The sequence below is a fragment of the Faecalibacterium sp. i25-0019-C1 genome (genome assembly GCF_042854225.1).
Lineage (GTDB): Bacteria > Bacillota > Clostridia > Oscillospirales > Ruminococcaceae > Faecalibacterium > Faecalibacterium taiwanense.
This window is the reverse complement of sequence record NZ_AP031428.1, coordinates 2819884-2846842: the sequence shown is the minus strand read 5'-3', so window position 1 is coordinate 2846842 and position 26959 is coordinate 2819884. Positions and strand designations below refer to the sequence as shown.

Annotated in this window: 21 protein-coding genes; 11 read left to right on the top strand and 10 right to left on the bottom strand. The window is 58.9% G+C overall.

What is annotated here, in order from left to right:
* Positions 1-164 precede the first annotated feature (164 nt).
* On the top strand, positions 165-1712 hold the full coding sequence (locus tag ACGHUK_RS13985; protein WP_390574540.1) for a PTS transporter subunit EIIC: 1548 nt from the start codon (positions 165-167) through the stop codon (positions 1710-1712).
* 675 nt (positions 1713-2387) lie between these two features.
* Entirely contained in the window at positions 2388-3365 is a 978-nt protein-coding gene (gene gluQRS / locus ACGHUK_RS13980) for a tRNA glutamyl-Q(34) synthetase GluQRS (RefSeq protein ID WP_154255988.1), read from the top strand.
* Positions 3366-3419: 54 nt separating this feature from the next.
* Here gluQRS and ACGHUK_RS13975 read toward each other — a convergent pair whose 3' ends face one another.
* The 3 genes from ACGHUK_RS13975 to ACGHUK_RS13965 form a co-directional block, all read right to left on the bottom strand.
* Entirely contained in the window at positions 3420-4079 is a 660-nt protein-coding gene (locus ACGHUK_RS13975) for a phosphatase PAP2 family protein (protein WP_097774079.1), read from the bottom strand.
* Between the two features lie 183 nt (positions 4080-4262).
* Positions 4263-5630, bottom strand: a complete 1368-nt coding sequence (locus tag ACGHUK_RS13970) for an MATE family efflux transporter (RefSeq protein WP_005937406.1) — start codon at positions 5628-5630, stop codon at positions 4263-4265.
* Positions 5631-5720: 90 nt separating this feature from the next.
* Positions 5721-6518: a hypothetical protein gene (locus ACGHUK_RS13965; protein WP_390574539.1), complete on the bottom strand. Its 798-nt coding sequence runs from the start codon at positions 6516-6518 to the stop codon at positions 5721-5723.
* Between the two features lie 233 nt (positions 6519-6751).
* Between ACGHUK_RS13965 and ACGHUK_RS13960 the strand changes: the two genes are divergently transcribed.
* Positions 6752-8407 (top strand): putative manganese-dependent inorganic diphosphatase, encoded by a 1656-nt coding sequence (locus tag ACGHUK_RS13960; RefSeq protein WP_097774076.1) that lies wholly within the window; start codon positions 6752-6754, stop codon positions 8405-8407.
* Between the two features lie 176 nt (positions 8408-8583).
* A complete protein-coding gene (locus ACGHUK_RS13955; protein WP_044953227.1) occupies positions 8584-8910 on the top strand; it encodes an acylphosphatase in 327 nt (108 codons plus the stop codon).
* A 62-nt stretch (positions 8911-8972) separates the two neighbouring features.
* On the opposite strand, the gene ACGHUK_RS13950 is transcribed toward ACGHUK_RS13955, so the two are convergent.
* Entirely contained in the window at positions 8973-9644 is a 672-nt protein-coding gene (locus ACGHUK_RS13950; RefSeq protein WP_390574538.1) for a hypothetical protein, read from the bottom strand.
* Between the two features lie 483 nt (positions 9645-10127).
* Here ACGHUK_RS13950 and ACGHUK_RS13945 point away from each other — a divergent pair, with 483 nt between their 5' ends.
* From ACGHUK_RS13945 to ACGHUK_RS13925, 5 genes are all read left to right on the top strand, one after another.
* Positions 10128-10556 carry a hypothetical protein gene (locus tag ACGHUK_RS13945; protein WP_390574537.1) on the top strand — a complete coding sequence of 143 codons (429 nt, stop codon included), beginning with the start codon at positions 10128-10130 and terminating at the stop codon, positions 10554-10556.
* Between the two features lie 473 nt (positions 10557-11029).
* Positions 11030-11569, top strand: coding sequence for a hypothetical protein (locus ACGHUK_RS13940; RefSeq protein WP_390574536.1), 540 nt, complete (start codon positions 11030-11032; stop codon positions 11567-11569).
* Between the two features lie 283 nt (positions 11570-11852).
* Positions 11853-13280 (top strand): Wadjet anti-phage system protein JetA family protein, encoded by a 1428-nt coding sequence (locus ACGHUK_RS13935; RefSeq protein WP_005937511.1) that lies wholly within the window; start codon positions 11853-11855, stop codon positions 13278-13280.
* Positions 13267-13863, top strand: a complete 597-nt coding sequence (locus ACGHUK_RS13930; protein WP_097776755.1) for a DUF4194 domain-containing protein — start codon at positions 13267-13269, stop codon at positions 13861-13863. The genes ACGHUK_RS13935 and ACGHUK_RS13930 overlap by 14 nt, the downstream gene beginning before the upstream one ends.
* Positions 13860-17153 (top strand): ATP-binding protein, encoded by a 3294-nt coding sequence (locus ACGHUK_RS13925; RefSeq protein WP_390574535.1) that lies wholly within the window; start codon positions 13860-13862, stop codon positions 17151-17153. The genes ACGHUK_RS13930 and ACGHUK_RS13925 overlap by 4 nt, the downstream gene beginning before the upstream one ends.
* Before the next feature lie 397 nt (positions 17154-17550).
* On the opposite strand, the gene ACGHUK_RS13920 is transcribed toward ACGHUK_RS13925, so the two are convergent.
* The 3 genes from ACGHUK_RS13920 to ACGHUK_RS13910 all read right to left on the bottom strand — a co-directional run bounded on the left by ACGHUK_RS13920 (position 17551) and on the right by ACGHUK_RS13910 (position 20920).
* Positions 17551-18288, bottom strand: coding sequence for a Type 1 glutamine amidotransferase-like domain-containing protein (locus ACGHUK_RS13920; RefSeq protein WP_097781039.1), 738 nt, complete (start codon positions 18286-18288; stop codon positions 17551-17553).
* A 145-nt stretch (positions 18289-18433) separates the two neighbouring features.
* A complete protein-coding gene (locus ACGHUK_RS13915; RefSeq protein ID WP_390574534.1) occupies positions 18434-19411 on the bottom strand; it encodes a hypothetical protein in 978 nt (325 codons plus the stop codon).
* A gap of 159 nt (positions 19412-19570) precedes the next feature.
* On the bottom strand, positions 19571-20920 hold the full coding sequence (locus ACGHUK_RS13910) for an MATE family efflux transporter (protein WP_298637724.1): 1350 nt from the start codon (positions 20918-20920) through the stop codon (positions 19571-19573).
* A 338-nt stretch (positions 20921-21258) separates the two neighbouring features.
* On the opposite strand from ACGHUK_RS13910, the gene ACGHUK_RS13905 reads away from it, so the two are divergent.
* Together ACGHUK_RS13905 and ACGHUK_RS13900 are read left to right on the top strand one after the other, a co-directional pair.
* Positions 21259-23316 (top strand): RND family transporter, encoded by a 2058-nt coding sequence (locus ACGHUK_RS13905; RefSeq protein WP_207698900.1) that lies wholly within the window; start codon positions 21259-21261, stop codon positions 23314-23316.
* A gap of 5 nt (positions 23317-23321) precedes the next feature.
* Entirely contained in the window at positions 23322-25028 is a 1707-nt protein-coding gene (locus tag ACGHUK_RS13900) for a hypothetical protein (RefSeq protein WP_390574533.1), read from the top strand.
* Positions 25029-25268: 240 nt separating this feature from the next.
* Here ACGHUK_RS13900 and ACGHUK_RS13895 read toward each other — a convergent pair whose 3' ends face one another.
* Genes ACGHUK_RS13895 through ACGHUK_RS13885 form a run of 3 tightly spaced genes read right to left on the bottom strand, consistent with a single transcriptional unit; the run spans position 25269 to position 26953 of the window.
* A complete protein-coding gene (locus ACGHUK_RS13895) occupies positions 25269-25808 on the bottom strand; it encodes a histidine phosphatase family protein (protein ID WP_005938490.1) in 540 nt (179 codons plus the stop codon).
* 10 nt (positions 25809-25818) lie between these two features.
* Entirely contained in the window at positions 25819-26721 is a 903-nt protein-coding gene (locus tag ACGHUK_RS13890) for a ketopantoate reductase family protein (protein ID WP_390574532.1), read from the bottom strand.
* A gap of 16 nt (positions 26722-26737) precedes the next feature.
* Positions 26738-26953, bottom strand: coding sequence for a hypothetical protein (locus tag ACGHUK_RS13885; RefSeq protein ID WP_005938496.1), 216 nt, complete (start codon positions 26951-26953; stop codon positions 26738-26740).
* Positions 26954-26959 lie beyond the last annotated feature (6 nt).

Here is a 26959-nt window from a genome sequence, read left to right as displayed (position 1 = left end):
TTGTCAATCGGACAGCGCAGAACGAATTTCAAGCAGGAAATATGCACCCTGCACAAAGAAGGGATGCATTTTTGGGAACTTTGCATTCTTGACATTTTTTGCAAAAATCGGTTGACTACAAGTATAGTGTCTGCCCACGTCAGCCGGAAAGGAGGGAAACGCCCATGAAGCACCGCATCACAGCCGCATTGGAGCGGTTCTCCCGCGCAATGCTGGCACCGCTGAGCTATCTTTCGGCGGCGGGCCTGCTGCTGGTGGTGGGCGCACTGCTCACCAGTGCGCCGCTGGCCGGGGTGCTGCCCTTTTTGCGGTGGGAGCCGGTGCAGCTGGCGGGCAGGATCATTTACAAATGCCTCACGGCGGTCATTTCAAATCTGAGCGTGCTGTTCTGCACCGGTCTTGCGGCGGCGCTGGCAAAGCGGGAAAAGCATCAGGCGGCGTTCATCGCTCTGATGAGCTATCTTGTCTACCTGACAGCGGGCAATGTAACGCTGACCGAGTTGGGCCTGCTGGCGCAGCCGGATGCGCTTACCGGCCTGTACAGCGCAGGCCAGACCATGGTGCTGGGCATCCAGACTGTGGACACCGGCGTGTTCGGCGGCATTCTGCTGGGCCTGCTCACCGCCTTTGTATATGACCGCACCTGCGAAAAAGCCCACCGCGGCATTCTGGGCGGTGTGTTCTCCGGTGTGCGGTGGTCCTTTGCCTGCATGGCGGCACTGGCGGCGGTGCTGGGCTTTGGGGCCTGCTTTGTCTGGCCGCCTATCCAGAAGGCCATTGCGGCCGTCACCGGCTTCATTGCCGCTTCCGGCAATATCGGGTTGTTTTTGTACGGCTTTCTGGAACGGCTGCTCATCCCTACAGGGCTGCATCATCTGGTGTATATGCCGTTCCAGTTCTCGCAGCTGGGCGGTCAGCTTATGGTGGGCAGCGTCACCTATACCGGTGCCTATGTGGTCATGATGACCGAATATAACCTCGGCCTGCCGTTTTCGGATGGCATCGTGTGGATGTACACCGGCTTTACCAAGACCTTCGGCTACTTTGGCATTGCGGCGGCATTCATCTTCTGTGCCCGGCGGGGCAGCCGCAAAAAGACTGCCCTTCAGCTGCTGCCGCTGGCCTTTACGGCATCGCTGGCTTCCATTACGGAGCCGCTGGATTTTCTGTTCTGCTTCTCGGCACCGGTTTTGTGGCTGGCGCACGCAGCCATCTCCGGCAGCTTCATCGTGTTGCTGCACCTGTGCGGAGTCACGGCGTTTACCTCGAACCTTCTGGGGTCGCTTGTGATGAACCTTTCCGCTGGTGCGGCCCGCACGAACTACCCGGTGCTGTATCTGCTGGGCCTTGCCCAGATCGCGGTGTATTTTGTGGTGTTCACTGTGCTCATCAAGGCGCTGGACCTGCCTACACTGGGCCGCCGCCCGGAAGAGCCGTCCCGGCCGGAAAAGGCCCTACCGCTGGACGAGCAGGGAGTAGAAAAGCTCATTGCAGCCTTTGGCGGGCGGGAGAACATCCGCACGGTGGACAACTGCTTTACCCGCCTGCGTGTCACGGTGAACGACCCGGCCTTCGTCAAGGAGCAGGCCCTGAAAGCCCTGCCCTGCAGCGGTGTGGTGCAAAGCGGCTGCGATGTGCAGATCGTGTACGGCATCCGCGCGCCGGAGGTGCGGCAGGCGGTGGAGCGGCGGCTGAACAGGGTGGTCTGTTGACCTTTGGCGGACGGGCAACTATAATAGGGAAAAAGCGGCTTCCTGTGCAGAGCATATTCGCGTGGATCAAGTTTCATGCCTTTTGTAAAAAGCATTACCGCCGGGTACGTTCTCTTTTGCGTGCCAAAAGAGAACCAGAAAGGACGGCGGTGCCCGCAGGGCATGAAAGCCCCAGTGGGGCTTTTAAGCCGCAGACCGGTTTGCGCAGCAAATGCCGCGTGTTCAGCGCGGCAAGGTCTCCGCTACTTTCGAGGCGCGGGAGGCGGCGGGTTGCGGCTCCCTGCGTCTGCTTTGTGCCTTGCGCGGCACTCGCATCCTGCAGGCCGCTGCCCCAACAGCTCCTCCCTGTTTCGGCCGCTGGCCGCGGTCGTTGCCGTTGCAAACTAGGGGCTGCTCGCCCCTAGTAACCCCAAAGCAGTTGGGCTCCATACAAAAAATCCAAGTCGCTCCGCTAGAGGATTTTTTGTGTTGCGCCGATTTATAGTCGCTGCGCGACGGCGATAAGCCGACAGCAGCAACATGCCGTTTCCCGTTACGACTTTTCCCGTGAAAAAGTAACTCCGAAACGACCGCAGTCGTTTCGGAGTTACAAATTTAAAAATAATATTTCCGCTGATATTGCCAAAGCGAACGCGTCGGCAATTTTAAATCGTCTAGCGGTTGAAAGGATCCCCAATGCAAAACCAAGCACATTGTGATAAATCGGAGATAATACCGCCAACCGGCCGCTTTGCACCCAGCCCCAGCGGGCGGCTGCATCTTGGCAATCTGGCCTGCAGCCTGCTGGCGTGGCTCAGCGCAAAAAGTCAGGGTGGGCGTATCGTGCTGCGCATTGAGGATCTGGATGCCGAGCGCTGCCCGCGCATCTATGCCGACTTACTGGAACAGGATCTGGACTGGCTGGGCCTTGCGTGGGACGAGGGCGGCAGCACCGGCGGGCCGAACGGCCCCTATTACCAGAGTGAGTGCGCGGAGATCTACACCGCAAGCTACAAAAAGCTGGAAGAGCGCGGCCTTGTGTACCCGTGTTTTTGCTCCCGCGCCCAGCTGCATGCGGCCAGCGCGCCCCATACCTCGGACGGCAACGTGGTCTATCCGGGCACCTGCCGCGGCCTGACCGCTGCCGAAATTGAGGAAAAACGCAAAAAGAAGGCCCCTGCCTATCGTCTGATGGTGCCGGACGAGGACATCACATTTGTGGATGGCTGCATGGGCCCGCACACCGAAAATCTTTTGCATGACTGCGGTGACTTCTACCTGCGCCGGGCGGATGGCGTGTTCGCCTATCAGTTGGCCGTGGTGGTGGACGATGCCCGCATGGGCGTTACCGAAGTGGTGCGCGGTGCAGACCTGCTTTCGTCCACGGCACGGCAGCTGTATTTGTACCGCCTGCTGGGCCTGCAGGCACCGGGGTTTGCCCACTGCCCGCTGCTGCTGGCCCCGGATGGGCGGCGGCTCTCCAAGCGCGACGGCGACCAGAGTCTGGAAAACCTGCGGGAAAAGTATACCGCGCAGGAGATCGTGGGCAAGCTTGCCTACGCCTACGGCCTGCAGCCGGAGCCTGCGCCCCGCACACCGGAAAGCCTGATCAAGGACTTTTCCTGGGCAAAGGTACCAAAGCAGGATGTCTGCCTGCCGGAGGATCTGTTCTGAACAAAAAAAGATGCGCTGTCCCTCGATGACAGCGCATTTCTTTTTTATAGAGATTCAGATGCGGCGCATCTGCGGCAGATCGTTGGTGTCCATCATACGGCTGAACGCGGTATCCAGTGCCAGCGCCAGCAAAGCGCCCAGCGCTGCATCGATGCAGCTGTGCTGCTTGAGCAGCATGGTGGAGCATACAATGGAGATGCACAGCACATCAGCGGCCGGGCGCATCCAGCGGAACCGGGGCTGCTCAAAGATGCGGCAGCGGTGATAGGCCAGCATCAGCGTGACCGAGTTGAACACATGGATGGATGGGCAGACATTGATGGGTGTGTCGGTGCTGTACAGGAACCGCACCGCACGGGCGAAGATGTCTGTGCCCGGCACATAGCAGGGGCGCAGATTCAGCCCGGTGGGCAGGATCACGTAGCAGGCCAGCGCAATGGTCATACCGCTGAACAGCGGCATACACAGCCGCCAGAAGTCCTCCCGAGGTGCCTTCCACAGAAGGAAGAACAGGGTGAACGGGATCCACGGAAACCATGCAAAATAGGGGATGACCGCATATTTGCAGAAGGGAATTAGATCGTCCAGCCGGCAGTGCACGAGGATGTGCGGCATATGGATCTGGGTGTTCAGGAAATTGAATGCGGAAAGATAAAGTATGAGATACAGCGCCATGAAGCAAAGCGGATGGCGCGAAAACCAACTGCGTTTCATTGAAAAAGCCTCCTTTTTGCAGAAGTGAAAGCTCTTAGCACTGTGAAATTATACGCCGGGAATATGACAAAAACAAGAACGAAAGCAGACAACATTGCTGAAAAACAAATAAATTATTTGTGCGTATTGCGTAAAAAAGAGCCTGCCTTCGCGGCAGGCTCTTATAAAATGCAGAGGAAAGATTCAGATGACCTGCTGTTCCAGCCACTTGCCGCGCACGAAGCGTACAAAGAAGCACAGGGAGCGGAACGCCCAGTCCAGATACATGCCCATCCAGATGGCCAGCAGGCCGCCGTGGAAGGCCAGCACACACAGGTAGCAGAAGCCCACCCGGAAGGCCCACATGGACACGATGCTCACGGTCATGGTAAAGCGGGCATCGCCTGCCGCACGCAGGATGTTGGGCATGGTAAAGCTGGAAGGCCAGATGAACAGCGAAACGATGTTGAACCACACCATCACTTCCAGCGCCATGGCGTAGGCTTCCGGCGAGAGGTTGAACAGGCCCAGTGCAAATTTGTTGGCAAACAGGAAGGCCGAAAGGTTCATGAACCATGCGCCGCAGTAGGCAAACAGCATCAGGCGGCGGGAGTAATACACGGCCTGATCTTTTTCGCCTGCGCCAAGGCACTGGCCCACCACGGTCAGCGCAGCCATGCCCACGGCGTTGGCCGGGATGTTCAAAAAGGTGGTGGTGGTGTTTGCCACGGCGTTGGCCGCAATGGCAGCGGTGCCCAGAGTGGAGGTCAGGCTGGAAACGGACAGCTTGCCGATCTGGAACATGCCGTTTTCAATACCGGCAGGGATGCCCACCCGCAGGATCTGCTGGATGAGCCGTGCCTTCGGGGCAAGGGCCTGCAGGCCGTCCACCCGCAGCGGGCAGGCGGGCCGCTGCAGCAGGTACAGCACAGCCACGCAGGCAATGGCGCGGGACACAAGGCTGGCCAGTGCGGCACCCATCACGCCCATTTTGAAGCCGTAGATCAGCACGGCGTTGCCGCCAATGTTCACCACATTCATTACAAGGCTGGACATCATGCTGATCTTGCTGTTGCCCTGCGCCCGGAACAGGGCCGCACCGGCGTTGTACAGGCCGATGAACGGGTAGCTCAGGGCCGAGAGCAGGAAGTAGGTCTCGGCATAGCGCATCACGTCCACGTCGATGGAGCCGAAGATGCCGCGCAGGATGGCATGGCGGCCCGCCACCACAACGGCGGCCACCAGCAGGCTGAAGCTGGACAGGATGAACAGGATCTGCGCCGCTGCATTCTTGGCATCCTTTGGCTCCTGCCGGCCGATGTACTGGCTGGTGACCACCGCGCCGCCGGTGGCAAGGGCGCTCATGATCTGGATCATCAGGGTGTTGAAGCTGTCCACAAGGCTCACGCCGGAAACAGCGGCTTCCCCCACCGAGGAGACCATCAGCGTGTCGGCCAGACCGATGGTCACGCTGAGCGCCTGCTCTGCGATCAGCGGCAGCAGCAGGGCAATGAGCTGCTGCCGGGTGAACAGCGGCGGCTTATGGAACGCGGGCGTTTTGGTTGCTGTCATAGGTTCCTCCGTAACGGTGACAAGATACACTTGGATACATGACCTATATCATACAGCAGAGCGCGCAGAATTACAAGAGAAAATCTTCTGTCAGGAAAATTCCCGACTGGGGGTCAGGCTGGTGCCGTAATATACGATATAATCATACGGGACGGTCGGCCCGAACACCGTCTTGTCTGGGTACTTCCTCAGCATGTCCGCTTTCAGGTCGGCCGGGGTTTCGGGCACACCGGCGCAGAGCGTATCGGTGCACACGGCATTCCAGAGGCCCGCAGAGAACGAGGTGCAGTTGTAAATGGCCGACCAGTGGTCTGCGTTGGCCAATGCCTGATTTACCGTGTCTAGCTGGCTCTGGTCCAGTGAGACCTGAATGCCGTAAAGATTCTGATAGTAAGAAGCGTTCAGGTAATATTTGTAGTAGCCCTCCAGATTGTACCAGATGCCGGAATGCTCGCAGCGGTTGCCGCGGGTGCTTACGGTGATGGACGTATCCGGCGCAATGAGCAGTCCGCCCACATTGATATCCTGCTCCGAGACATTGGTGATGGTGAGGAAGCTGTGTCCGCTGGTGTTGAGGGGAACATCGCCGTGGTCATCGGCGCGGGCAAAAAGCCGCAGCACCGCAACGGCTCCCTCGGCAGGGGCATCACCGTAGACCTGCGCAGGGGACTTGTGGTCTGCCTGCGCAAAGTGGTACGGCCCGCCAAAGTTGGTGGTAAAGCCAACGACATTGCGCATCAGGTCGGCAGAACCGGTGATATCTGTTACCACCTTATCCTCTTTTGCGGCGGGCTGTGCGGCCTTGGGTTCCTGTGCGTAGGCGGGCAGGGCGCACAGGCAGGCCAGCAGCACACAGCAGGAGAGGATGCGGAAAAACTGCTTTTTCATAGATGCCTCCATTTGTGTTTTTTTCAGGTAAAGCTTACCGTTTTTTGCAGGGTCTGTCAAGGACTGCGGCAGGCGGAAAAGCCGCGCCGCAGCGTGTTTGTTCCACTTTACCCGTGCAGGCAATTGTGCTAAAATAAACCTGAGGTGCACCGCGCTTTGCAGGAGCGGGGGAGTGCACTGTGGTAAATGAGATAAGAAATAAAAGGTAAATCAGAACCCAAAGGGGGAACAATATGCCAAAAGCAGCCCATAAGGTGGTCGTGATCGGCCACCGCAACCCGGATACCGATTCCATCTGCTCGGCCATTGCCTATGCAGAGTTGAAAAACAAGACCAGTGATCTGGTCTGTGAGCCCCGCCGTGCAGGCAAAATGAATCAGGAGACCGAGTTCGTGCTCAAAAAGTTCGGGGTAAAGCCCCCGCGCATGTGCACGGACGTGAACCCCAAGATCCGCGATGTGGACTACCGCGAGATGCCCGGCATCCCCGGCTCCACCAGCCTGCGCAAGGCGTGGGAGATCATGCGTGACAAGCAGATCGACACCCTGCCGGTCACCAGCCCGGACAACGAGCTGGAGGGCGTGATCACGGTCAAGGACATTGCCACCGCCAACATGGACGTGTTCGACACCGGCATCCTGGCCAAGAGCCAGACCACCTACCGCAATATTTTGGAAACGCTGGGCGGCACCATGGTGGTGGGCCGCGAGGACGACGTGTGCACCACCGGCCACATCCGCATCGGCACCGCCACGCCCGAAATGCTGGAAAATACCGTGGAAAAAGGCGACATCGTCATCCTGACCAACCGCTACGAAAGCCAGCTGTGCGCCATTGAAAAAGAAGCGTCGCTGCTCATCATCTGCAACGGCTCCAAGGTGGGCCGCACCATCCAGCGCATTGCCGAGGAAATGGGCGTGGCCATCATGTCGGCCCCGGTGGACACCTACGCCGCCGGTAAGCTGATCAGCCAGTGTGCGCCCATCTCCTACTATATGACCCGCAGCGACATCATGAAGTTCACCCTCGTCACCCCGGTGGCCGATGTTACCCGCGTGATGGCCAAGGTGCGCCACCGCTATTTCCCCATCCTCGACGAGGACGGCAAATACTGCGGCATGGTCAGCCGCCGCAACATCATCAATCTGCAAAAACGCCGCATCATCCTGGTGGACCACAACGAGGCCACCCAGGCCGTGGAGGGCTTCGATCAGGCCGAAATTCTGGAGATCATCGATCACCACCGCATCGGCAGTCTGGAGACCAGCGGCCCGGTGTACTTCCGCAACCAGCCGGTGGGCTGCACGGCCACCATCATCACCCAGATGTACGACGAGAACGGTATGGAGATCCCGCCGCAGATCGCAGGCCTTCTGCTGGCGGCCATCCTTTCGGATACGCTGGTGTTCCGCAGCCCCACTTGCACCCCGCTGGATGAGGCCCTTGCAAAGCGTCTGGCAAAAATTGCCGGTGTGGACATTGACGAGTTTGCCAGCGAGATGTTTGAAGCAGGCGAAAAGCTGGACGGCAAGACCGCCGAGGAGGTGTTCCTGCAGGACTTCAAGGTGTTCATGTGCGGCGATATCCGCTTTGGCGTGGCGCAGGGCAGCTACATGACCCGCAAGAACCTGCTTGCCGCCGAAGCGCTGCTGCAGCCCTATCTGGAAGAAGCCCGCAACAAGCAGAACGTGGAGGATATCTACATGCTGCTCACCGATGTGCCCAAGGAGGAGAGCGTGGTCATCAGCGATGGCCGCTATGCTTCCGAGGTGCTCTCGGACGGCTTTGAGACCCAGCCTGCCGAGGACGGCAGCTTTACCCTGCCCGGTGTGGTGAGCCGCAAAAAGCAGTTCATCCCGGCGCTGATGACCGCCTATCAGGAGCTTTGAGGGAAAGGAAAGCTTCCTTGCCCTCTCAGTCTCGCTTTGCTCGACAGCTCCCCCAAAGGGGGGAGCCCTTGGCAAAACCGCAAACGTTGCATGGACTGCCAAGGCCTCTCACTCTGGGAGAGGTGGCATTGCGGAGCAATGACGGAGAGGGCGAGCCCGGTAAAGGTTTAAATGATATGTTCAACTTTTTAAACAAAAAAGACCGCACGCCGCCCGCCCTGCCGGAAGGCACTGTGCGCCGCCGCTATTCCATTGAGGGGCAGGTGCAGGGGGTGGGCTTCCGCTACCGCGCCCGCTATGCGGCCCAGACGCTGGAACTGACCGGCTGGGTGGAGAACGAGGACGACGGCAGCGTGACGCTGGAAGTGCAGGGCGACCCGGAAAAGTTCCTGCGGCTGTTCGCCATGATCCAGAAAAGCGATTATATCCAGATCACCGGCATCCGCCAGAAGGATCTGCCGCCCGACCCATGGGAGCGGGGCTTCTCGGTAAAAGGGTATTGATCTGAACTGCAAACAAAAAAGCTGACGCGAAAGCGTCAGCTTTTTTGCTCTTTCTAAATTTATCAACCTGCTGTTTTTAGCGGGGAATTGTCTGTCCAGATGGTGCCGTCCAGCAGCCGGGTCACAGCCAGAGTGCCGTTTGCGGAAACACGGGCCGGGTCCAGCGCGTAGAAATCGCTCTCCTTCAGGTTCGCGGGGTCTGCATCCGGGCGGATGCCCACCACACAGACCCAGTGGCCATAGGCGGCGCTGGTGGCGATATGGGGGTAGTTCACCTCGTTCCAGCCGGAACTGGTCAGGTGGTATTCATAGCTGGAGGTGCGGTTCGTGTGCCGTTTTACGCCGCTCACCGCAGTGTTTTTCAGATGCACGATCACCGGCTTCCCGGCGGAAAGCTCACTGTAAAGCTTCTGCAGGCACTCGGACAGGCTGCCGGAATAACCGTAGTAGCCGCCCGCAGACCAGACCGCACCGTTTGACCACATGCCGCTGCCGGAGGAAACTTTTCCATCCAGAATGGTGCGTGCATAGCGCAAGGCGTACCAGCTGCATTTGCCGGAGGTCTGGTTGCCGATGGAAAGGATCTGGCTGGTGTTGAAGTCTAGCATCCGGATGCCGTGCGTTTCCTGCAGGGCAGCTGCGTGTGCGTGGGGAACGGCCAGAGCCAGCACAAGGCACAGCGCCAGAACTGCCGCCGCCAACCGCTGTGCCGCGCGGGCGGGACAGTGTTGCATATTGAGCCACATCCTTTGTTTTTTCTACGACCTTATTTTACCATGCAAAAATGGTAGAATTGTGTAAAATCGTAATTTTTTTGAAAGGATTCTGAAAGATGGATCAAGATGGATCGGAACACAACATCTGTTCAAACCGGGAAGGACTGTGCCCCGGAAAAGAACAGCATGGAGCTTCCGGCCGGAAGAAGATTTTCCAGCACGGTAAAGAACCTTTGCGAAATAAGGACAGTGTATCTCAATACTGCAACAAAAAAGCCGCTGTTTCATTGATTTTGAACGAAAATGTTTCGGAAACTTTATGCATCTTCTCAATTGACAAAACCAACTGCTGTCGGATAAAATAAGGCCAGAACGACACCCGTTCTGTAGTGCGAAAACACAGCACTGAAATGAGACAAATCAACAAAATCTTGAAATGACAGGAGGCGCTTTACAATGAAATAGCTGAAGAAATTTGCTGCCCTGCTTCTGGTGGGTGTGATGGCTCTGGCCCTGCTGACGGCCTGCGGCGGTGGTGGCTCTGGTGAGAATGCACAGGCCGAGGCCAGCGTGATGACTGCGATCAACGACGGGCGTGCTACTCCGTTGAAGAATAATGACTCTGCAATGATCTCCATTGCGGATAAGAATCTGGATGCCTATCTGTACGGTGAACATGGCAACTACGGATTTAAGAATAATGTTCATATGGACTGGGTAGATGGTAAGCTGACCTTTACTGTTGTGGTAAAGTATGATTACAACAATACAAAGCTGCAGGACGTTATTGATTCTATTACGAACAATTATCCGAACAGCAATGTGGATTTCAAACAGTCCAGCAAGTGGACAAGAGTGGGTGTCGTTGCAAAAACCAAGAGCGGACAGACTTACGTTGCTGTGTCGGTGCAGGTGGGCAAGCTCGCTTGACCTAAAAGGCTGATTTGGGCTGTTCCATAAAAGATTTGATCAGTTTCCTTTTTTCTTCCTCCCCGAAGAGCTTTCCTTCCCCCGGAAAGCCCTTCGGGGCTTTTTTGCGTTTGAACCCTCTCAGTCACGCCTTACGGCGTGCCAGCTCCCCCAAAGGGGGGAGCTTTTAGGCATCTGACGGTTTGCAGCAAATAAGCTCCCCCTCTCGGGGGAGCTGGCATCGCGCAGCGATGACTGAGAGGGTTGCCTCCCTCACTGAGGGAGGTGGCAAACCCGCAGGGTTTGACGGAAGGAGTCCGTCCCGCCCCGGGGCTTTTTTGCGTTTAGGGACAATTGCCAAAAAGAACTGCGGAATTTGGGCGATCTGCCTGTTGACATGCGGGGGGGGGGGTATGGATAAAATAAATTCAGACGGGTAAAGCGATTTGGGGTCGCCCAAACCGTCAGAATCAAAAATTTGGGAGGAACATGAAATGAAAATGTTCAAACGTTTCGCAGCCGCCCTTCTGGCCGGCGTGATGGTTCTGGCAATGCTCACCGCCTGCGGTGGTGGCAGTGGTTCTGGTACATCCACGATTGGCGAGGAATTTGAAAACAAATACATCGCAGCGATTAACACTCTCCGTGGCGAGAAGGCAGAAAAACTGGAAAATGATACCGACCTGCGTAACAAGGCTCTGGCTCAGTTGGCGAAAATCAACGAGGATGGCACGATTGCGCCTACTGATGCAAGCACTACTACTGGAACGCTCAGCGATGATAAAAAATTTGTAACAGTTGTAACGATTAACGTACTAACGGATAACAAGGGCGAAGTCGTTGATGGTGTGTGTCAGGCAAAAGAAATCACCCCCGAGTCCTTGGGTGAAATTACCAAAGGTGATGCTACTCCTGATGTTGTAAAAGCTGTGCAGGCAGTTAAGAGAATCGGTATTGCCACTAAAGTAATCAATGGCAAAACCTACGCAGCAATAGCACTGGAAATTGTCACGTCTGTGCCGGATAAAGCTTAATTCGCAAAATTGAAGAATTGACTTGCCCCGAGGAGCACCCCGCTCCCCGGGGCTTTTTTGCGCCTTTTGGCAGAGATGTCGTTTCCAGGTACGACCTCTTTCCGTGAAAAAGCATCTCCGAAACGACCGCAGTCGTTTCGGAGATGCAAAATTTAAAATAATTCTTCCGCTGATATTTGCCAAAGCGAACGCGGCGGCAATTCTGAATGGTTTCTCTGTCAAACCGTGTCGTTTTGTGGTACAATAAAAACGTATTCTGATGTGAACAGGAAAGGACGTTTCCATGCAGCTGTTTGAACTGGTGTCCCCGCGGCTGTTCCGCCCGCTGGCGGGGCCGAACCGGGCTTTTTATGCGGAATTGCTGCTTCTGCTCTGGGAGGAGTGCCGCCACACGGCGGATTACAGCATTTCCCGTGCGGAGGCCGTCTGGCGTGCCGAGGATTACTTTGCCGCACTGGCAAAGCCCCTTGCGCTGGATGCCGACGGTGCGGGCGATGAAGAAGAGCAGCCCACCCGCGACCCTCACACGCTGGCCGTGGGCTTTCTGCTGCGGCTGCGCCGCACCGGCTGGCTGGAAGAGCAGCCCGGCAGCTACGAGGGGGAAGCGTCCCTTGCCTTTGTGCCGGAGGTAACGCCGCTGCTGGAAGCGCTGGAAGAAATCCTGAACCCCCGCGTAGTTACCTATACCGGCAAGCTGTACAAGGCATGGCAGCTGCTGGGCAGCATCGGGCAGGAAAAAAGTCCCTATGAGAACGTTCTGCGGGAGGTGGACGCAGACCTTGACGCGCTGAACCGCTCTCTCCGGGCGCTCAATGCCTCCATCGGCCACTATATCGACCGGCTCACCCGCAACCGCACCCCGCAGGAGGTGCTGGAACTGTTCGACCAGTACGAGGAAAAGGTGGTGGCGGCGGCCTACCACCGCTTCAAGACCAGCGACAACCTGTTCAACTACCGCGCCTATCTGGAAGAGGAGCTGGACGACTGCGAGGAGAACTACCTGCCGCAGCTGGCCTTTGATTATGCCCGGGTGGAGCGCTGCGCACCGAACGAAGCGACACCTGCCGTGCGTGCACTCATCCAGAAGCAGCGGGACGCGCTGGAAGAGATGAGCCTGCTCATGCGCGAGATCGATGCAAGCCACATCCGCTACCGCAAGCGGGCCGTGCAGCGGGCACAGTTCCTGCTGCTGAGCGACCGCTCGTCGCAGGGCAGCGTCACCGCCCTGCTGCGCCGCTACGCCGAGGACATCCGCACCCCGGAGCAGCTGTTTGAGCCGGACGACGGCCCGGTGGCAAAGCGGCTGCACCTGTACCCGGCGGCGGTGTTCGGGGAAAAATTTCTGTACCCGCCCGCTGCCCAGCGTACCGCCGAGCCGCTGGCCCCGGTGCGCACCGAAGGATTCGATCCGGAACAGCTCAAAAAAGAGCAGCAATTGCTGCTGGATTACGCCCGCCTTGCCGTTACCGAGGAGAACGTGGCCCTGCTGGCCCGGCAGGCCCTTGCCGCCCGCCCGCAGGTGAACGCGGCACTTCTGGCAGACGAATACCCGAACGATTTTGCCCGCATCATCGGCCTGCATACCTACTCGCAGTCGCCGCACCGGGATTATGACATTCAGCTCACCGGCAATTGGGTGGAGCGCGGCGGTTTCCGCTTTGAGGACTTTGTCCTCACCCGCCGCAGGGAGGAAGAAAATGGCAACCATTAACATGCTGGAAGAAACCGCGAATTACCTGCTGAACCACTGCTTCGTGCTGGGCGGCGTGGAGGATCAGCGGGCAAAATATCTCTACGTGCAGGACCATCTGGACGAGGTGCGCGCTGTGTTCGCCCCGCTGGGCTATTCTGTATTGCTGTACCCGGCACCCCTGCAGGCGGCGGCTTTGGTCAACGGCCACGAGGGCAGTCAGGCCCGGCTGCTGAAATACGAGAGCATCCTGCTTTTGGTATTGCGGCTTTTGTACCTGCAAAAGCGCGAGAGCCTTGCGGCCAATGCCGACGAGGTGCTGGTGACGGTGGAAGAGGTGCAGACCGAACTGCAGAAGATGAATCTGCCCCGCCGTCTGGACCAGAAAACGCTGGAAAACCTCATGCGCACCCTGCGCCGGTACAATCTGGCGCGGCCTGTGGGGCGGCTTTCCGGGCTGGACAGCCGCATTGAAGTATTTCCCACCGTGCTGCTGGCCCTGCCGGACGCCGACCTTGCGGATGCCGCAGCCGAGAGCGGGCGCACCCGCACAGAGCTTGGCCTTTATGAACGACCGGAAGAAGCAGGGGAGGGTGAAGAATGATCGAACTCAAACGGCTGAAGCTTATCAACTGGCACAACTTTGAAAATGTCACCTTCGACTGCGCACGGCTCACCTATATGATCGGCGTGAACGCCGTGGGCAAGACCACCATTCTGGATGCCATCCGCTACTGCCTGACCACCAACCGCAATTTCAATGCGCTGGGCAATAAAAAGAGCGGCCGCACCCTGCAGGGTTCGGTGCACGCAAAGCAGCGCGGCGAGAACGCCTACCGCCGCCCGGGCCATACCGTGGCCTACATCGGGGCGGAGTTCTGGGACAGCGTCAAGCGCACCCCCTTCGTCATCGCGGTGCGGGTGGAGTCCGAAGGTCCCATGCAGGAGCTGCACCCCGGCGATCAGACATGGTATCTTTCGGAGGACGGCTGCACGCTGGAACAGCTGCCCTTCATCGACCCCAAGACCGGTGCACCCAGCGCAAAGGAGGACTTCAAGCCCGCAACGGGCCGTCTCTCCTACACCCGCAGCCCCAGCGAAGCGCGGGACCGCATCTGCCGTGCGCTGGGCATCGGGCGCGCCTCCAGCCCCTTGGGCAAAAAGTTCAACGAGGTGTTCCAGATGGGCACCAGCATGGACGAGATCCCCAACTTCCGGGAGTTTTTGTACCAGTACATCCTGCCCCAGCCGGAGCTGGATCTGGACGCTTTGCAGGGCGACCGGCTGGAACTGGAAAATCTGCACGCCGTGCTGGCCGAAGCACAGACCCGCGCCGACGCGCTGGAAGAGATCGTGGATTTTGGCCGCGAAGCTGCCGAAAAGCAGACCCAGACCCTTGTGAACCGGGGCGCGGCGCTGCTGGCCCGCGCCGCTGCCGACGGCAGCGAACAGACCGTCTGGCAGGAGCATCTGGATGCGGGCCGCCGCCAGCTGGACGGGCTGAACGCCCGCTATGCCGAGGCCAAAAATGCCGAAGCGGAAGCCCGCCGGGCCTATCTTTCCGCCCACGGTGCCGCCAGCGCCAGCGGCGAGGGCCGGGCACTGGACGCCCTGACCGAGGAGCTTTCCCGCCGCAAAACGGCGCTGGATACCGCCGCACGCAAAGCCGAAAAGGCAGAAAGTGCCCTTGCCTGCACCCAGAGCCTGCTGGCTGTGCTGCGCCGCAGCGGCTTTGCTGCCGGCATCAAGGCCGAAGAGCTGACGGCGGACACTCTGCCGCAGCTCACCGCATGGCTCTCCGCGCAGGAAAAACCGCTGGAGGAAGCCTATTTTGCTGCCCGCCAGAACACTGCTGCTTTGCAGAAGGAGCAGGCCGGCAAGCGTGCGGAGCTGGACGCGGTGTCCGGCGGCAAGTGGGTCTACCCCCACGGCGATGCCGCCACCCGGGTGCGGGATGCCGTGAATGCGGAACTCAAGAGCCGGGGCATGCAGCCGGATGCGAAAATTTTCTGTGAACTGTTGAACGTGGAGGACGAAAGCTGGCAGGACTGCGTGGAAGCCTGCCTTGGCGACCGCCGCTTTGATATCCTTGTGCCGCCCGCCCACTACGAAGCCGCCAAAAGCGCCTTTGTGGCTCTGAAGGACAAGGTAGGCCCCATCAGCCTGCTGGACACCCCGGGCATCCGCAAGGCCAACCGCCGCGCCGACAAGTACGGCCCGGACAGCCTTGCCGCGCAGGTGAGCAGCGAAAACCCGCTGGCTGCACAGTATGCCCAGACCATTCTGGGCCGCATCGTTTGCTGCGACACCCCCGATACGCTGGAACAGCATCCCGACAGCGCCACCCGCGACCTTCTGCGCCACCACCCCTTCCGGCTGGAACGGCTGCGCACTCCCCAGCGGTATATCGGTCTGGACGCACGCCGCGCCCGCGCCGGGGCGCTGGCGGCCGAGCTGGAAGCTCTGGGGGAAAGCGCCCGTGCTGCCGCCCAGACAGAACAGAACCTGAAAGCCGCCTATAACCAGTACCAGACCCTGCTGCGGGGCACGGCACTGGACGAGCTGGCTGCGCTGTGGGATGCCCGCGCCGCACTGACTGCCGCACAGAATGCTGTGACCGAACAGGAAGCAAAGCTCACCGAGTGCCGCGAGAACCCGCTGCTGCAGCAGCTTTACAAGGAGGAAGAAGCCCGCGAAGCCGCGTGGGAGACTGCCCGCGCCGCCGTGGAGCAGGCGGGCGGCGACATCCGCGTGTGCCAAAAGCAGATCGCCTCCTGCGAAGCAGAGCAGAAAAAGGCAGGGGAAACGGCACAGCAGAGCGCCGATGCTGCCCGGAGCTTCTTTGCGGCGCACCCGCTGGTGGAGCCGCTGGCCCGCACCCGGATGCTGGCGCTGGCCCCGGCAGATAAGCCCCGCGCCGCCGCACAGGCTGCGGAAAAGGCGCAGGCCAAGCTGGACGATGCGCTGGCCGTCTATCTGACCGGCACGCTGGAACCGGCCCAGAAAGCCTACAACGAGCACTATGTGTGCGATTATCCGCTGGGCCTTGCGGGGTTGGACCAGTACCGCGCCCAGCACGAGAGCCTTGTGCGCATCGATCTGGAACGCTACGCCGCCCGTCTGGAGCAGGCCCAGCGGGACTGCAAGGACCGCTTCCGCAAAGATATCCTGTTCCGCATGAAGGACGATATCTTCAACGCCCGGCGGCAGTTCCGGGAGCTGAACAAGGTGATGGAGCAGCTGACCTACGGCGAGGAGGTCTACCGCTTTGAGCTGGAGCCCAGCCGTGACCCGCAGCTGGCGGCCTTCTATCAGGTCATCGTGGACAAGGGCAACCAGCAGATGACCGAGGGCGACTCGCTGGACAACCTTGCCGCCACCGCCGACCCTGCATATGAGCGTCAGGTGGACGAGCTGATGGAAAAGATCATGGCGGACGTGGATGAGAACACCCGCGCCCGGCAGGAGGGCCGCACCGGCGGCGTGACCCTCTCGGACTATGTGGATTACCGCACCTATCTGGACTACGACATCAAGGTGACCAACCGGGTCACCGGCCAGCAGGCATACCTGTCCCGGGTCAGCCGCGACTCCTCCGGCGGCGAGAATCAGGCTCCCTTCTATGTGGCCATCTGCGCGTCTCTGCTGCAAATTTATGAGAAGAGCGAGAACAGCATCCGCCTTGTGCTGCTGGACGAAGCCTTCAGCAAGATGACCAGCGACCGCATCCGCCCCATGATGGAGCTGTTCCGCCGCCTGCAGCTGCAGGTGCTGCTCATCTCCACCGTGGAAAAGAGTACCGCCATCCAGCCCTACTGCGACATCACCTACTCCATCGTCCGCCACGGCGACACCAACGCCATCGCGCCCTTTGTCCGCCTTGCGGCGGAATGATGTGCGCATTGTATGCGCAATGATGTCTGCCTGCGCCGGAAATGAACGTGGAACGATCAAAAATGCCCGCCGCGTTGCTTTGGGCATATTCAGCGGAAAAATGATTTTAAATTGAGCGACACCGGGCAGCCTGCGGGCTGCCCGGTGTCGCATTTTCACCAGAGAGGCCGCAAGGGAAAACGGCATCTGCAGCGCCTGTTTCCTGCGGAAACAGCGGCACTGTGGATGGGCTGCCCGCTTGACGTTACAAGCCCTTTCGTGAAAAAGCAGTTCCGAAACGCCCGCAGGCGTTTCGGAACTGCAAATAAAAATAATAATTCCACTGATGATGGCCAGAGCGCAGCGGAGGCCATTTTAATCGTCAAGGCTGCCGTAGAAGCCCCGCTTTTGTCGCGCTTTACCGTAAAGGCAACACATCTTCGTCTTCGTTGATCTCTTCCATCATCCCGTCCGCAAAGTACCAGCCTCTGCCGTACAGCGCCTCGCTGCCGTCGGCGCACAGGATATACGAGCCGTCCGGCAAAGCGAGAAAATGCCGCTTTTTGCTGTCGGCAAGGGCGATGTCCTCCATCTTCTGCCCGTCCAGCACATGATCCCGGATGAACTGGTAGTGGGGCAGGATGCGGGTCTCGGTCAGGCCAAGGCCGTTCATCCAGCGGGAGTAGTGCGGGTCGGCGGCTTCGCCCGGTTCCTCGGGCGCGGCGTACACGATGTGGGCGGCGTTCATGCTGCCGGCACTCACGCCCAGCACGATGCCGTGGTAGTTGTGGAACAGCCCCGGCAGGCCCAGCTGAGCAAAAAAGTGGTTCTGGGTGGGCACGTGCCCGCCGCACAGCATCACAAAGCCGCTTTGGGGCAGAAGAGAACCGATCTCCTCGGCATTGCGGGCATCGCAGGGGATGAGCGCCGTCAGGGGCAGGTGGGCGTTCGCAAAGCTCTGGGCAAACACCCGGCACATCTCGTCGTTCTGCTCGTAGGCGTAGGGGTCTGCCGCAATGGCAAGGCCCAGCACGGCGTGATCCGGCCAGACGGCCCGCAGGTTCGCCACAAAGTGGTTGCGCGTGTCCAGCACCGGAATATCCGGCCCCGGCTCAAAGGGGCAGCCGCTGGGGCTGCTGGTCAAAAACAATGTCATAATGATCCCTCGTAAAACAGTGAATAAGAAGCTGTGTCCATTCTAACACGATTTTGCTGCCAGCGGCAGAGCCAGAATCACCAAAAAAATCCCCCGCTTTTCGCCGTTTCGCAGAAAGCAGGGGATCTTTAGAAGAAATTAAAGTTCAGTAAACATAGCCTTTGGCGGTATAATCGCTCAGATTGACACGGAAAACTGTCCAGCCATCCGCATTGCGATACATACCGGGTGCAATCTCAGTGTAAGAAGGATTTCTGCCGTTTGCAATCAAAGCCATTTTATTATATTCACTTGCATTGCCGATAACAGTAATAGAGCCAAGTACAGAGTAGGCTTTCTTAACACGAACCTGTTTCAAGTTGAGATTTACGGTAGTGTAGTCCAGCCAGTACTGAATCTTACTGTCATCGGTATAGCTGATAGAAGCAAGTTCATCATCTGTATAGATGCCCTTTACGCAAACGATAACTTCGTTTGTCTGAGTATTGGAATCAAATGTCGTTAAAAGTTTTTCAAGGTTGGCGTAGTAGCGCTCAGGTGTTTCCACAATAGAAGCCACTTTTGCCGCACGGGCAGCGTCGACCTGTGTTTTAGTAGTGGAGTACCCTTTGGCGGCATAATCAGAAAGGTCAATGCGAACTTTGTAATTGAGAGAGTCTTTGACAAAGTTGTTTCCTAAAATGCTGATGCCGGAACCACCCGAAAAGTTTTTAACAGCAGTTGTATAGTTGAGTTTGGCAAGACCTTCGTTGAAATGTCCGCCAACGGGTAGCAAATCATAGGAATAGCCAGTTTTACTGTGGCCGTTCTGGTCGGTCACAACATACTCGATATAAAGACAAGGACCATATGTAGTACCCTGAGCAACTCTTGCATCAAACTCGCTTTGAACCCAGTAATCTGTGTCACAAAAACCAATGGCACCGGTCAAGGTGACTTCGGCGGCATTGCCGTTATCATTTGCAACATTGCTGAAAAACTGGTTTAGAGAAGAATAATACAGCTGTCCACGTGCAAGAACTTCCGCATCAGTAAATGCATAGGTGGGCTCTTCAGCGAATACGTGTAACGGAAGCATAAGCAGTGCCAGCAGTAACGAGACCAGAAATTTTCTGCGTTTCATATAAAACCTCCTTGCGAACAAAAACATTATTTTGATTAAGTATAATATTGTCATATGCGGGCTTCAATGGAGATGATAGACAAAAATAAACGCAGAAATTCGTTTATTTGTCGAATTTCTGCGTTTATGCGTTTAATAGAAAGAATATAGATAAACGGCTTACACCTTGCGGTAATGGAACACCTTGTCCTTGGTGAGGAGCATGGCAGCGCTCACGGCCAGAGCTGCCAGCTCGGCGGCGGTGACGGCCAGCCAGATGCCGTCGATGCCCAGCAGCAGCGGCAGCAGGAGAATGGCGATCACCTGAAACGCCAGCGTGCGCAAAAAAGAGATCAGCGCGCTGGTCACGCCGTCGCCCAGCGCCGTGAAGAAGGAGGACGCATACACGTTGAAGCCCATGATGAGGAAGCTCAGCGCATACAGCCGGAAGGCCCGGCTGGTCAGGGCCAGCAATTCCGCATCGTAGCCCACGAAAATGCGCGCCACACAGGGGATGATGAACATGGAAGCCAGCGTCAGGGTCACAGCCACCACGGCGATGAGCCGCAGGCTTTTCCGGTAGAGATTGTGCACCTCGGCGTGGTTGCGGGCACCGTAGTGGAAGCTGACGATGGGTGCACTGCCCACGGCATAGCCCACGAACACCGCCACGAACAGGAAGGCTGCGTACATGATGACACCGTAGGCGGCCACACCGTTCTCACCGGCCAGACGCAGCAGCTGGTAGTTGTACAGGATATTGACCAGCGACATGGAAAGGTTGGTCATCAGCTCGGAAGAGCCGTTGATGCAGGCATCCCGCAGGACTTTGCTGTAAAAACTGGTCTTGCACAGGTGCAGGCGGCTGGAGTTGCTGCGGTCGATGAAGTAGAACACCGGCAGTACGCCGCCCACCAGCTGGCTGATAAAGGTGGCAATGGCCGCGCCCTCCACGCCCCAGCCCCAGATACCCACCATCAGCACATCCAGCACCATGTTGGTGCAGCCTGCGCCCACGGTGAACCAGAAGCCGAGGTGCGGCTTTTCGGCGGTGACGAAAAAGCTCTGGAACATATTCTGCAGCGCAAAGGTGGGCAGGGACACCATCAGGATGCGTCCATAGCGCACCGCGTAGTCCAAAAGCTCCCCCTTTGCGCCCAGCAGCACGGCAATGGGCCGCAGGAACACAATGCCCAGCACGGCCAGCACACTGACCGAGACCAGAGCCGCCAGCAGGAACAGGGTAAAATAGCGGTCGGCCTTTTTCTGGTCGCCCTCGCCCAGCGTGATGCCCACGATGGCGCTGCCGCCGGTGCCCAGCATAAAGCCGATGGTGCCCAGCAGCATGGGCAGCGGCATGATGAGGTTGACCGCGGCAAAGGCCGTCTTGCCCACAAAGTTGGAGACACACAGGCCGTCCACGATGCCGTAGATGGAGGTGAACAGCATGGTGCCGATGCAGGGCAGTACGAACCGCAAAAGGCGGGAATAGGTGAAATGGTCGGAAAGCTGGATCCGCTGCTTGGACATGGCGTCCTCCTTTCTGCACAAGGTGCAAAAAACGGGCCGGATAAATGTCCGTGAGTGCACGCCCGGCCTCGATCTGCTTCGTCACTACGGCAACGAAACCTCCGGCGGGGCGCTGTCTGCACGGCATCTTATCCGGCCCGTTTCAAATTACGTTGAAAACGGTCCTCCGATGAACCAAAAAAGAGCATATCAGAATTTATTTTTGTTGTCAAGGCAGAAAAATCAAAAAATCGGCATTCGAGGGTCAAAATTCATAAACTGTCTCTTTCCAACGTTTATCAAACCTGTTAAACTGATAAAAGTTTTTTATGGATCCGGAAAGGAGAACTCCTGTTTTGATGAAACGTTTTTATACCGCCATCGTGCGCCGCCGCAGGCTGGTGCTGGCGGTGTTTGCACTGGCGGCTGTGCTGAGCGTGTTCGCTGTGCGTCAGGTAAAGGTGGATTACGATATCAACGACTACCTGCCGCCGGAATCCCCCTCCACTACCGCCATCGAGGTGATGAACGGTGCTTTCACCGGCGGCATCCCCAACATGCGGGTCATGGTGCGGGATGTCACGGTGCCGCAGGCGCTGGAGTACAAGGAAAAGCTTGCCGCCATCGACGGAGTGTCCTCCGTTGCATGGCTGGACGACAGTTTGGATGTGACAGTGCCTTTGCAGATGCAGGACACCGCCACGGTGGAGAGCTATTATAAGGATGGCTGCGCCCTGTTCACCGTGACGGTGGAGGACGAGAAGCGTCTGGAAGCCGTGGCTGCCGTGCGGGAGCTGATCGGGGAGGGCAACGCGCTGGAGGGCGCGGCGGTCTCCACTGCCGTTGCCACCAACTCCACCGTGACCGAGGTGGCAAAGATCGCCGCCATCGCGGTGGTGTATGTGCTGTTCATCCTGATCCTGACCACCGATTCCTGGGCGGAGCCGCTGCTGGTGCTGACGGGCCTTGGCGCGGCCATCCTGCTCAACAACGGCACGAACCTCATCTTCGGCACCATCTCCTTTGTCACCAATGCGGCGGGCAGCATCCTGCAGCTGGCGGTGTCGCTGGACTACTCGGTGTTCCTGATCCACCGCTTTGCGGAGTGCCGGGCTGAAAACCCGGATGCCAGCCCGGAGGAGTGCATGGTGGATGCCCTGTGCAGATCCACCGGCTCCATCCTGTCCAGCGGCCTGACCACCGTCATCGGTTTTCTGGCACTGGTGCTCATGCAGTTCCAGATCGGCCCGGATCTGGGCCTTGCGCTGGCAAAGGGCGTGGTGCTGAGCCTTGTCACCGTGTTCACCTTTATGCCCGCGCTCACGCTGGCAGCGTATCAATGGATGGATAAGACCCACCACAGGCCCCTGCTGCCCAGCTTTGACAAGTTTGGCCGCTTTGTGGCCCGCATCATGCTGCCCATGGCGCTGGTGCTGGTCATTCTGATGGTGCCCAGCTATCTGGCCTCCAACTCGAACCAGTATTACTACGGTGCCGCCCACATGTTTGGCGAGAACACCCGTCTGGGTGCGGACACCGCCGCCATTGAAGAGACCTTTGGCCGCAGCGACACCTACGTTGTACTGGTGCCGGAGGGCGACACCGCCACGCAGCAAAAGCTTTCGGATGCATTGCACGCCATCCCGGAGGTGACCGGCATCCTTTCCTATGTGGACAACGCAGGCGCGTCCATTCCGCCGGAGTTCGTGCCCGGGGATACGCTGGGGCTGTTGGTCTCCGGCGGCTACACCCGCATGGTGCTTACGGTGGACGCCGACACCGAGGGCGATGGGGCCTTTGCGCTGGTGGAGCGGGTGCGCGCCACGGTGCAGCAATATTACCCGGACAATTATTATCTGGCCGGTCAGGGCGTGAGCACCTATGACCTGATGGACACCATCACGGCCGACATGGTCAAGGTGAACCTGCTGGCCATCGGCGCAGTATTCCTGATCCTGCTCCTCATGAAGCGGCAGCTGCTTTTGCCCATCATTCTGGTGCTCAGCATCGAGACCGCCATCTGGATCAATCTGGCCATCCCGTACTTCCGGGGCCAGTACGTGTTCTACATTGCCTATCTCATCATCAGCTCGGTGCAGCTGGGCGCTACGGTGGATTACGCCATCCTCTTCTCCGACCGCTATCAGGAGTTCCGCGAGACGCTGGGCCGCAAAGAAGCCGTTGCGGCCACGGTGTCCGCTGTGACCACCTCGGTCAGCACCACCGGCAGCGCCATGGCGGTGGTGGGCTTCCTGATGGGAGCCATTTCCACAAACCAGCTGCTGGGCCAGCTGGGCAATTTTCTGGGCGTGGGCAGTCTGGTGTCGCTGGCCATCGTGCTTTCGGCACTGCCGGGCTTTTTGTATCTGGCCGACCCGCTCATTATAAAAAAGAAAAAACAGCCGAAGGAGGCTTGACCGAGATGAAACATCGATTTGTGCGCCGGGTGTCGGCGCTGGCGCTGGCAGGCTGCCTGCTGGCGGGCAGCAGTCTGCCGGCCTTTGCAGCAGCCTCCGCTGCCAAGGAAGAGGTCATTTATGCAAACCTTACGGCCTCCGGTGCTGTGACCGGCGTGTACGCCGTGAACAGCTTTTCCGTGCAGGCGGGGGACACCGTTGCGGACCACGGCAGCTACACTGCCGTGCGCAACATGACCACGAGCGATGCCGTGGAGCAGAGCGGCGATACGGTCACGGTGCATGTGACGGAGGACGGCAAGCTCTATTATGAGGGCACCATGGACGCCGCCACGGCCCTGCCATGGGTGGTAAAGCTGACCTATACGCTGGACGGGGCAGAGATCCGCCCCGATGAGCTGGGCGGCAAAAGCGGTGCGCTTTCCATCCGGCTGCAGGTGAGCCGCAACCCGGACTGCACCGGCAGCTTTTTTGACGACTACGCGCTGCAGGTGACCATGAGTCTGGACACCGGCCTTGCCCGGAACATCAGCGCGCCGGGCGCTACGGTGGCGAATGTGGGCAGCAAAAAGCAGCTTTCCTACATTCTGCTGCCGGGCGCGGACAGCGACGTGACCGTCACTGCCGATGTGACGGATTTTGCCATGGACGCCGTTTCCCTGAACGGCGTGCGGCTGAACCTGAACCTCGACCTCGGAGATATGGACCTGACCGGGATGCTGGAACAGCTGCAGAGCGGCTCCGTTCAGCTGGACGATGGTGCCAACGCGCTGGCAGACGGCATTGCGCAGGTGCAGGCGGGCATCGACACCCTGAACGGCAATTCCGGTGCCTTGACCGGCGGCTCAGCCCGGGTGCGTGCCGCCCTCACCCAGATGCAGACCGCGCTGAACGGCATCTCTGCCTCCACCGACGAGCTGAACACCCTGCTGGATGCCTCTACCCAGATCCGGGACGGCATTGCCCGGCTGGATGAGGGCGCGGCACAGCTGGAACAGCAGGTGAGCTTTGAAGCCTACAAGGCCATCCTGAAAGAGAACGGCCTTGACCTTGACGTGGTAAAGGATGGCAATGCCAAGGCCATTGAGCAGCTGCAGGGCATGGTATGGATGATGCCGCAGCTCAAGGATGTGATCCTGCTTTTGCAGGGGTCTACGGCCAACATCGATGCCATGCAGACCTATCTGGACACCGTGAACGGCGGAATTGCCCAGCTGCACGAGGGCAGCAGCACCCTGAACGGAAGCTACGGCGAGTTTGATGCCGGGGTGCGTCAGCTGGCCGGTGTGCTTACTGGGATGCTGGGCAATCTCTCGGTGCTCACCGACGGCGTGAACCAGCTTGCCACCCAGTACGTCCAGCTGGACAACGGCCTGAACGCCTACACCGACGGTGTAGCCCAGCTGAAGGCGGGCGTTGCGCAGCTGGCGGAGGGTGCTGCACAGCTGACCGGCGGCACCGGCGAGCTGCGCAGCAGCGTTTCCGGCATCGACATGGGTGCCCAGCTGGACGGCCTGCTGAACAGTCTTTCCGGCGGCGGGGAGGTGCAGAGCTTCACCTCGGCAGAGAACACCGAGGTGGGCGCGGTGCAGTTTGCGTTGCAGACCACTGCCATCACGGCCCCGGCCCCGGCTGCCCAGCCGGAACCGGCAGCTGTGACCCTGACCTTCTGGCAGAAGCTGCTCAAGCTGTTTGGACTGTATAAAGGATAAGACATAAAAAGAAAGAATCTGCAATTGTGATGCCCGAAGTTCAGGCTGACAGTTGCAGATTCTTTTTTGTTAACGGGCTCGCCCTCTCAGTCTCACATTTGTTCGACAGCTCTCCCAAAGGGAGAGCCCTTGGCAGAACCAGAAAGTTGACCGTAATGCCAAAGCCTCTCACTTTGGGAGAGGTGGCACGCCGCAAGGCGTGACGGAGAGGGCGAGGCCGTGCAAGATTTTGAAGAAACTTTATTCAAAATGATATTCCACCAGTTCGCAGTTTTTGATGCCCGCAGCTGCGTATTCCTCGTTGGTCATATCGTAGAAATAGGACTGTACCACTCGGGCGATGCCGTTGTGGGCCACCAGAAGATAGGTCTTGTCGGTGTCGGCCTTCAGCTCGTCCAGCAGGTTATAGATGCGCTGGGCCAGCTGCATCATGCTCTCGCCGCCGTCGTAGCGGTCGGCGAAGTGGGTCTTGGAAACGCGGAACTCGCCGCCGTTGCGGGGCGTGCCCTCGTATTTGCCAAAGCACTGCTCCCGCAGGCGCGGCTCACACCGGGCGGGCAGGCCGGTGGCCTCGGCAATGGCCATGGCGGTGTCGGCGGCGCGGGACAGGGGAGAGTACAAGATCTCATCGATGTGCACCCCGCTGGCTTTGACGGCTTCGCCCAGCTTCCGGGCCTGCTGGCGGCCCCGCTCAGTGAGGGGGCTGTCGGTCATGCCGCAGATCTTGTTTTCAACGTTCCAGACGGTCTCTCCGTGGCGGGTGAAATAAAGCGTATGCATGGGTGGCTCCTTACTGGTTGTATCCCGCCTCGATCTCGCGGATGCGGGTGTAGAAAAAGTCATTGGCAGGGGTGGGCATCCCGTACTTCTTGGCCCGCTGGCGCACCACACCGGCAAACTCCTCCACCTCGGTGGGGCGCTTTGCCAGCACATCCTGCCGCATGCTGGGCATGCCCTCGGGGTTAAAGGTGGGCATCATGGCGTCGAGGAACTGCACATCGTTGTCCGGCGGCAGGGGCACGCCCTCAAGGTTCGCCAGCCGGATGACCTCCTGCATGGCCGCGCGCATCATGTCCTGTGCTTCGCCGGGCTGGCGCAGGCCGCCGTAGGGCTGGTCAAAGGCGGCTGCGGCCTGATTCAGGCCGTCATTCACCATCAGCTTGTTCCACTGCTTGTAAAGGATATCCCCACAGGGCTCGTTGGCAATGCCGCACTCGTCCAGATAGTCAGCCACGGCCTGCACGCGGTCGGTCATTTCGCCGCTGCGCTCACCGAACTGGATCTTGCCCGCCTGATTGAACACCAGCGTGCGCCCGGTGCGGGTGGCGTCCATGCCGATGGCAACGCTCCACAGGGTGTGGCCGGGATAGGCTGCGTCAATGTGCTCCTCGCTGGTGATGCCGTTCAGCACGCTGAGGATCACGGTGTCCGGGCCAATGAACTTTGCAATGTCCTGAATGGCCTGTTCCAGCACCGTAGCCTTGACGGCCACCAGAAGCAGGTCTACCGGTTTGCCCTCGGCAGGGGTGACGTAACGGAAGCTGCACGCTTCGCCGTTGCAGACGACCGGTTCGGCAGAGTAGCGGGCGATGCGATCCTCATCGGCAATGACCTGCACGCCGGGCATTTTGCGGCCGAACAGGATACCCAGTGCGCCCAGACCGATCAGGGCAGAGGTTTTGATCTTTTTCATAAGTTCCTCCTGCATTTTATGCTTTTTTCAGTGTGCCGTCTGCGGTCAGGACGACCATGCTGCCCTCGTCGATGCCTAGGCGGGTGAGCTCTTTGTCCGGGTAGGGCAGGGTGCGCCGCTCCCCGGCGGGGTCGGCCAGCGTGACATCGCACAGCACCGGCTGACCGGCGGGCAGCTCCTCGCAGCCATACATCTGCTCTTCAATGCGCAGAACGCGGTAGGTAGTCTCCATAGCAGC

Excerpts from the sequence above, each read along its gene's own strand:
- ACGHUK_RS13985 (WP_390574540.1), top strand. The coding sequence starts at position 165 with ATGAAGCACCGCATCACAGCCGCATTGGAGCGGTTCTCCCGCGCAATG.
- gluQRS (WP_154255988.1), top strand. The coding sequence starts at position 2,388 with ATGCAAAACCAAGCACATTGTGATAAATCGGAGATAATACCGCCAACC.
- ACGHUK_RS13975 (WP_097774079.1), bottom strand. The coding sequence starts at position 4,079 with ATGAAACGCAGTTGGTTTTCGCGCCATCCGCTTTGCTTCATGGCGCTG.
- ACGHUK_RS13970 (WP_005937406.1), bottom strand. The coding sequence starts at position 5,630 with ATGACAGCAACCAAAACGCCCGCGTTCCATAAGCCGCCGCTGTTCACC.
- ACGHUK_RS13965 (WP_390574539.1), bottom strand. The coding sequence starts at position 6,518 with ATGAAAAAGCAGTTTTTCCGCATCCTCTCCTGCTGTGTGCTGCTGGCC.
- ACGHUK_RS13960 (WP_097774076.1), top strand. The coding sequence starts at position 6,752 with ATGCCAAAAGCAGCCCATAAGGTGGTCGTGATCGGCCACCGCAACCCG.
- ACGHUK_RS13955 (WP_044953227.1), top strand. The coding sequence starts at position 8,584 with ATGTTCAACTTTTTAAACAAAAAAGACCGCACGCCGCCCGCCCTGCCG.
- ACGHUK_RS13950 (WP_390574538.1), bottom strand. The coding sequence starts at position 9,644 with ATGCAACACTGTCCCGCCCGCGCGGCACAGCGGTTGGCGGCGGCAGTT.
- ACGHUK_RS13945 (WP_390574537.1), top strand. The coding sequence starts at position 10,128 with ATGGCTCTGGCCCTGCTGACGGCCTGCGGCGGTGGTGGCTCTGGTGAG.
- ACGHUK_RS13940 (WP_390574536.1), top strand. The coding sequence starts at position 11,030 with ATGAAAATGTTCAAACGTTTCGCAGCCGCCCTTCTGGCCGGCGTGATG.
- ACGHUK_RS13935 (WP_005937511.1), top strand. The coding sequence starts at position 11,853 with ATGCAGCTGTTTGAACTGGTGTCCCCGCGGCTGTTCCGCCCGCTGGCG.
- ACGHUK_RS13930 (WP_097776755.1), top strand. The coding sequence starts at position 13,267 with ATGGCAACCATTAACATGCTGGAAGAAACCGCGAATTACCTGCTGAAC.
- ACGHUK_RS13925 (WP_390574535.1), top strand. The coding sequence starts at position 13,860 with ATGATCGAACTCAAACGGCTGAAGCTTATCAACTGGCACAACTTTGAA.
- ACGHUK_RS13920 (WP_097781039.1), bottom strand. The coding sequence starts at position 18,288 with ATGACATTGTTTTTGACCAGCAGCCCCAGCGGCTGCCCCTTTGAGCCG.
- ACGHUK_RS13915 (WP_390574534.1), bottom strand. The coding sequence starts at position 19,411 with ATGAAACGCAGAAAATTTCTGGTCTCGTTACTGCTGGCACTGCTTATG.
- ACGHUK_RS13910 (WP_298637724.1), bottom strand. The coding sequence starts at position 20,920 with ATGTCCAAGCAGCGGATCCAGCTTTCCGACCATTTCACCTATTCCCGC.
- ACGHUK_RS13905 (WP_207698900.1), top strand. The coding sequence starts at position 21,259 with ATGAAACGTTTTTATACCGCCATCGTGCGCCGCCGCAGGCTGGTGCTG.
- ACGHUK_RS13900 (WP_390574533.1), top strand. The coding sequence starts at position 23,322 with ATGAAACATCGATTTGTGCGCCGGGTGTCGGCGCTGGCGCTGGCAGGC.
- ACGHUK_RS13895 (WP_005938490.1), bottom strand. The coding sequence starts at position 25,808 with ATGCATACGCTTTATTTCACCCGCCACGGAGAGACCGTCTGGAACGTT.
- ACGHUK_RS13890 (WP_390574532.1), bottom strand. The coding sequence starts at position 26,721 with ATGAAAAAGATCAAAACCTCTGCCCTGATCGGTCTGGGCGCACTGGGT.
- ACGHUK_RS13885 (WP_005938496.1), bottom strand. The coding sequence starts at position 26,953 with ATGGAGACTACCTACCGCGTTCTGCGCATTGAAGAGCAGATGTATGGC.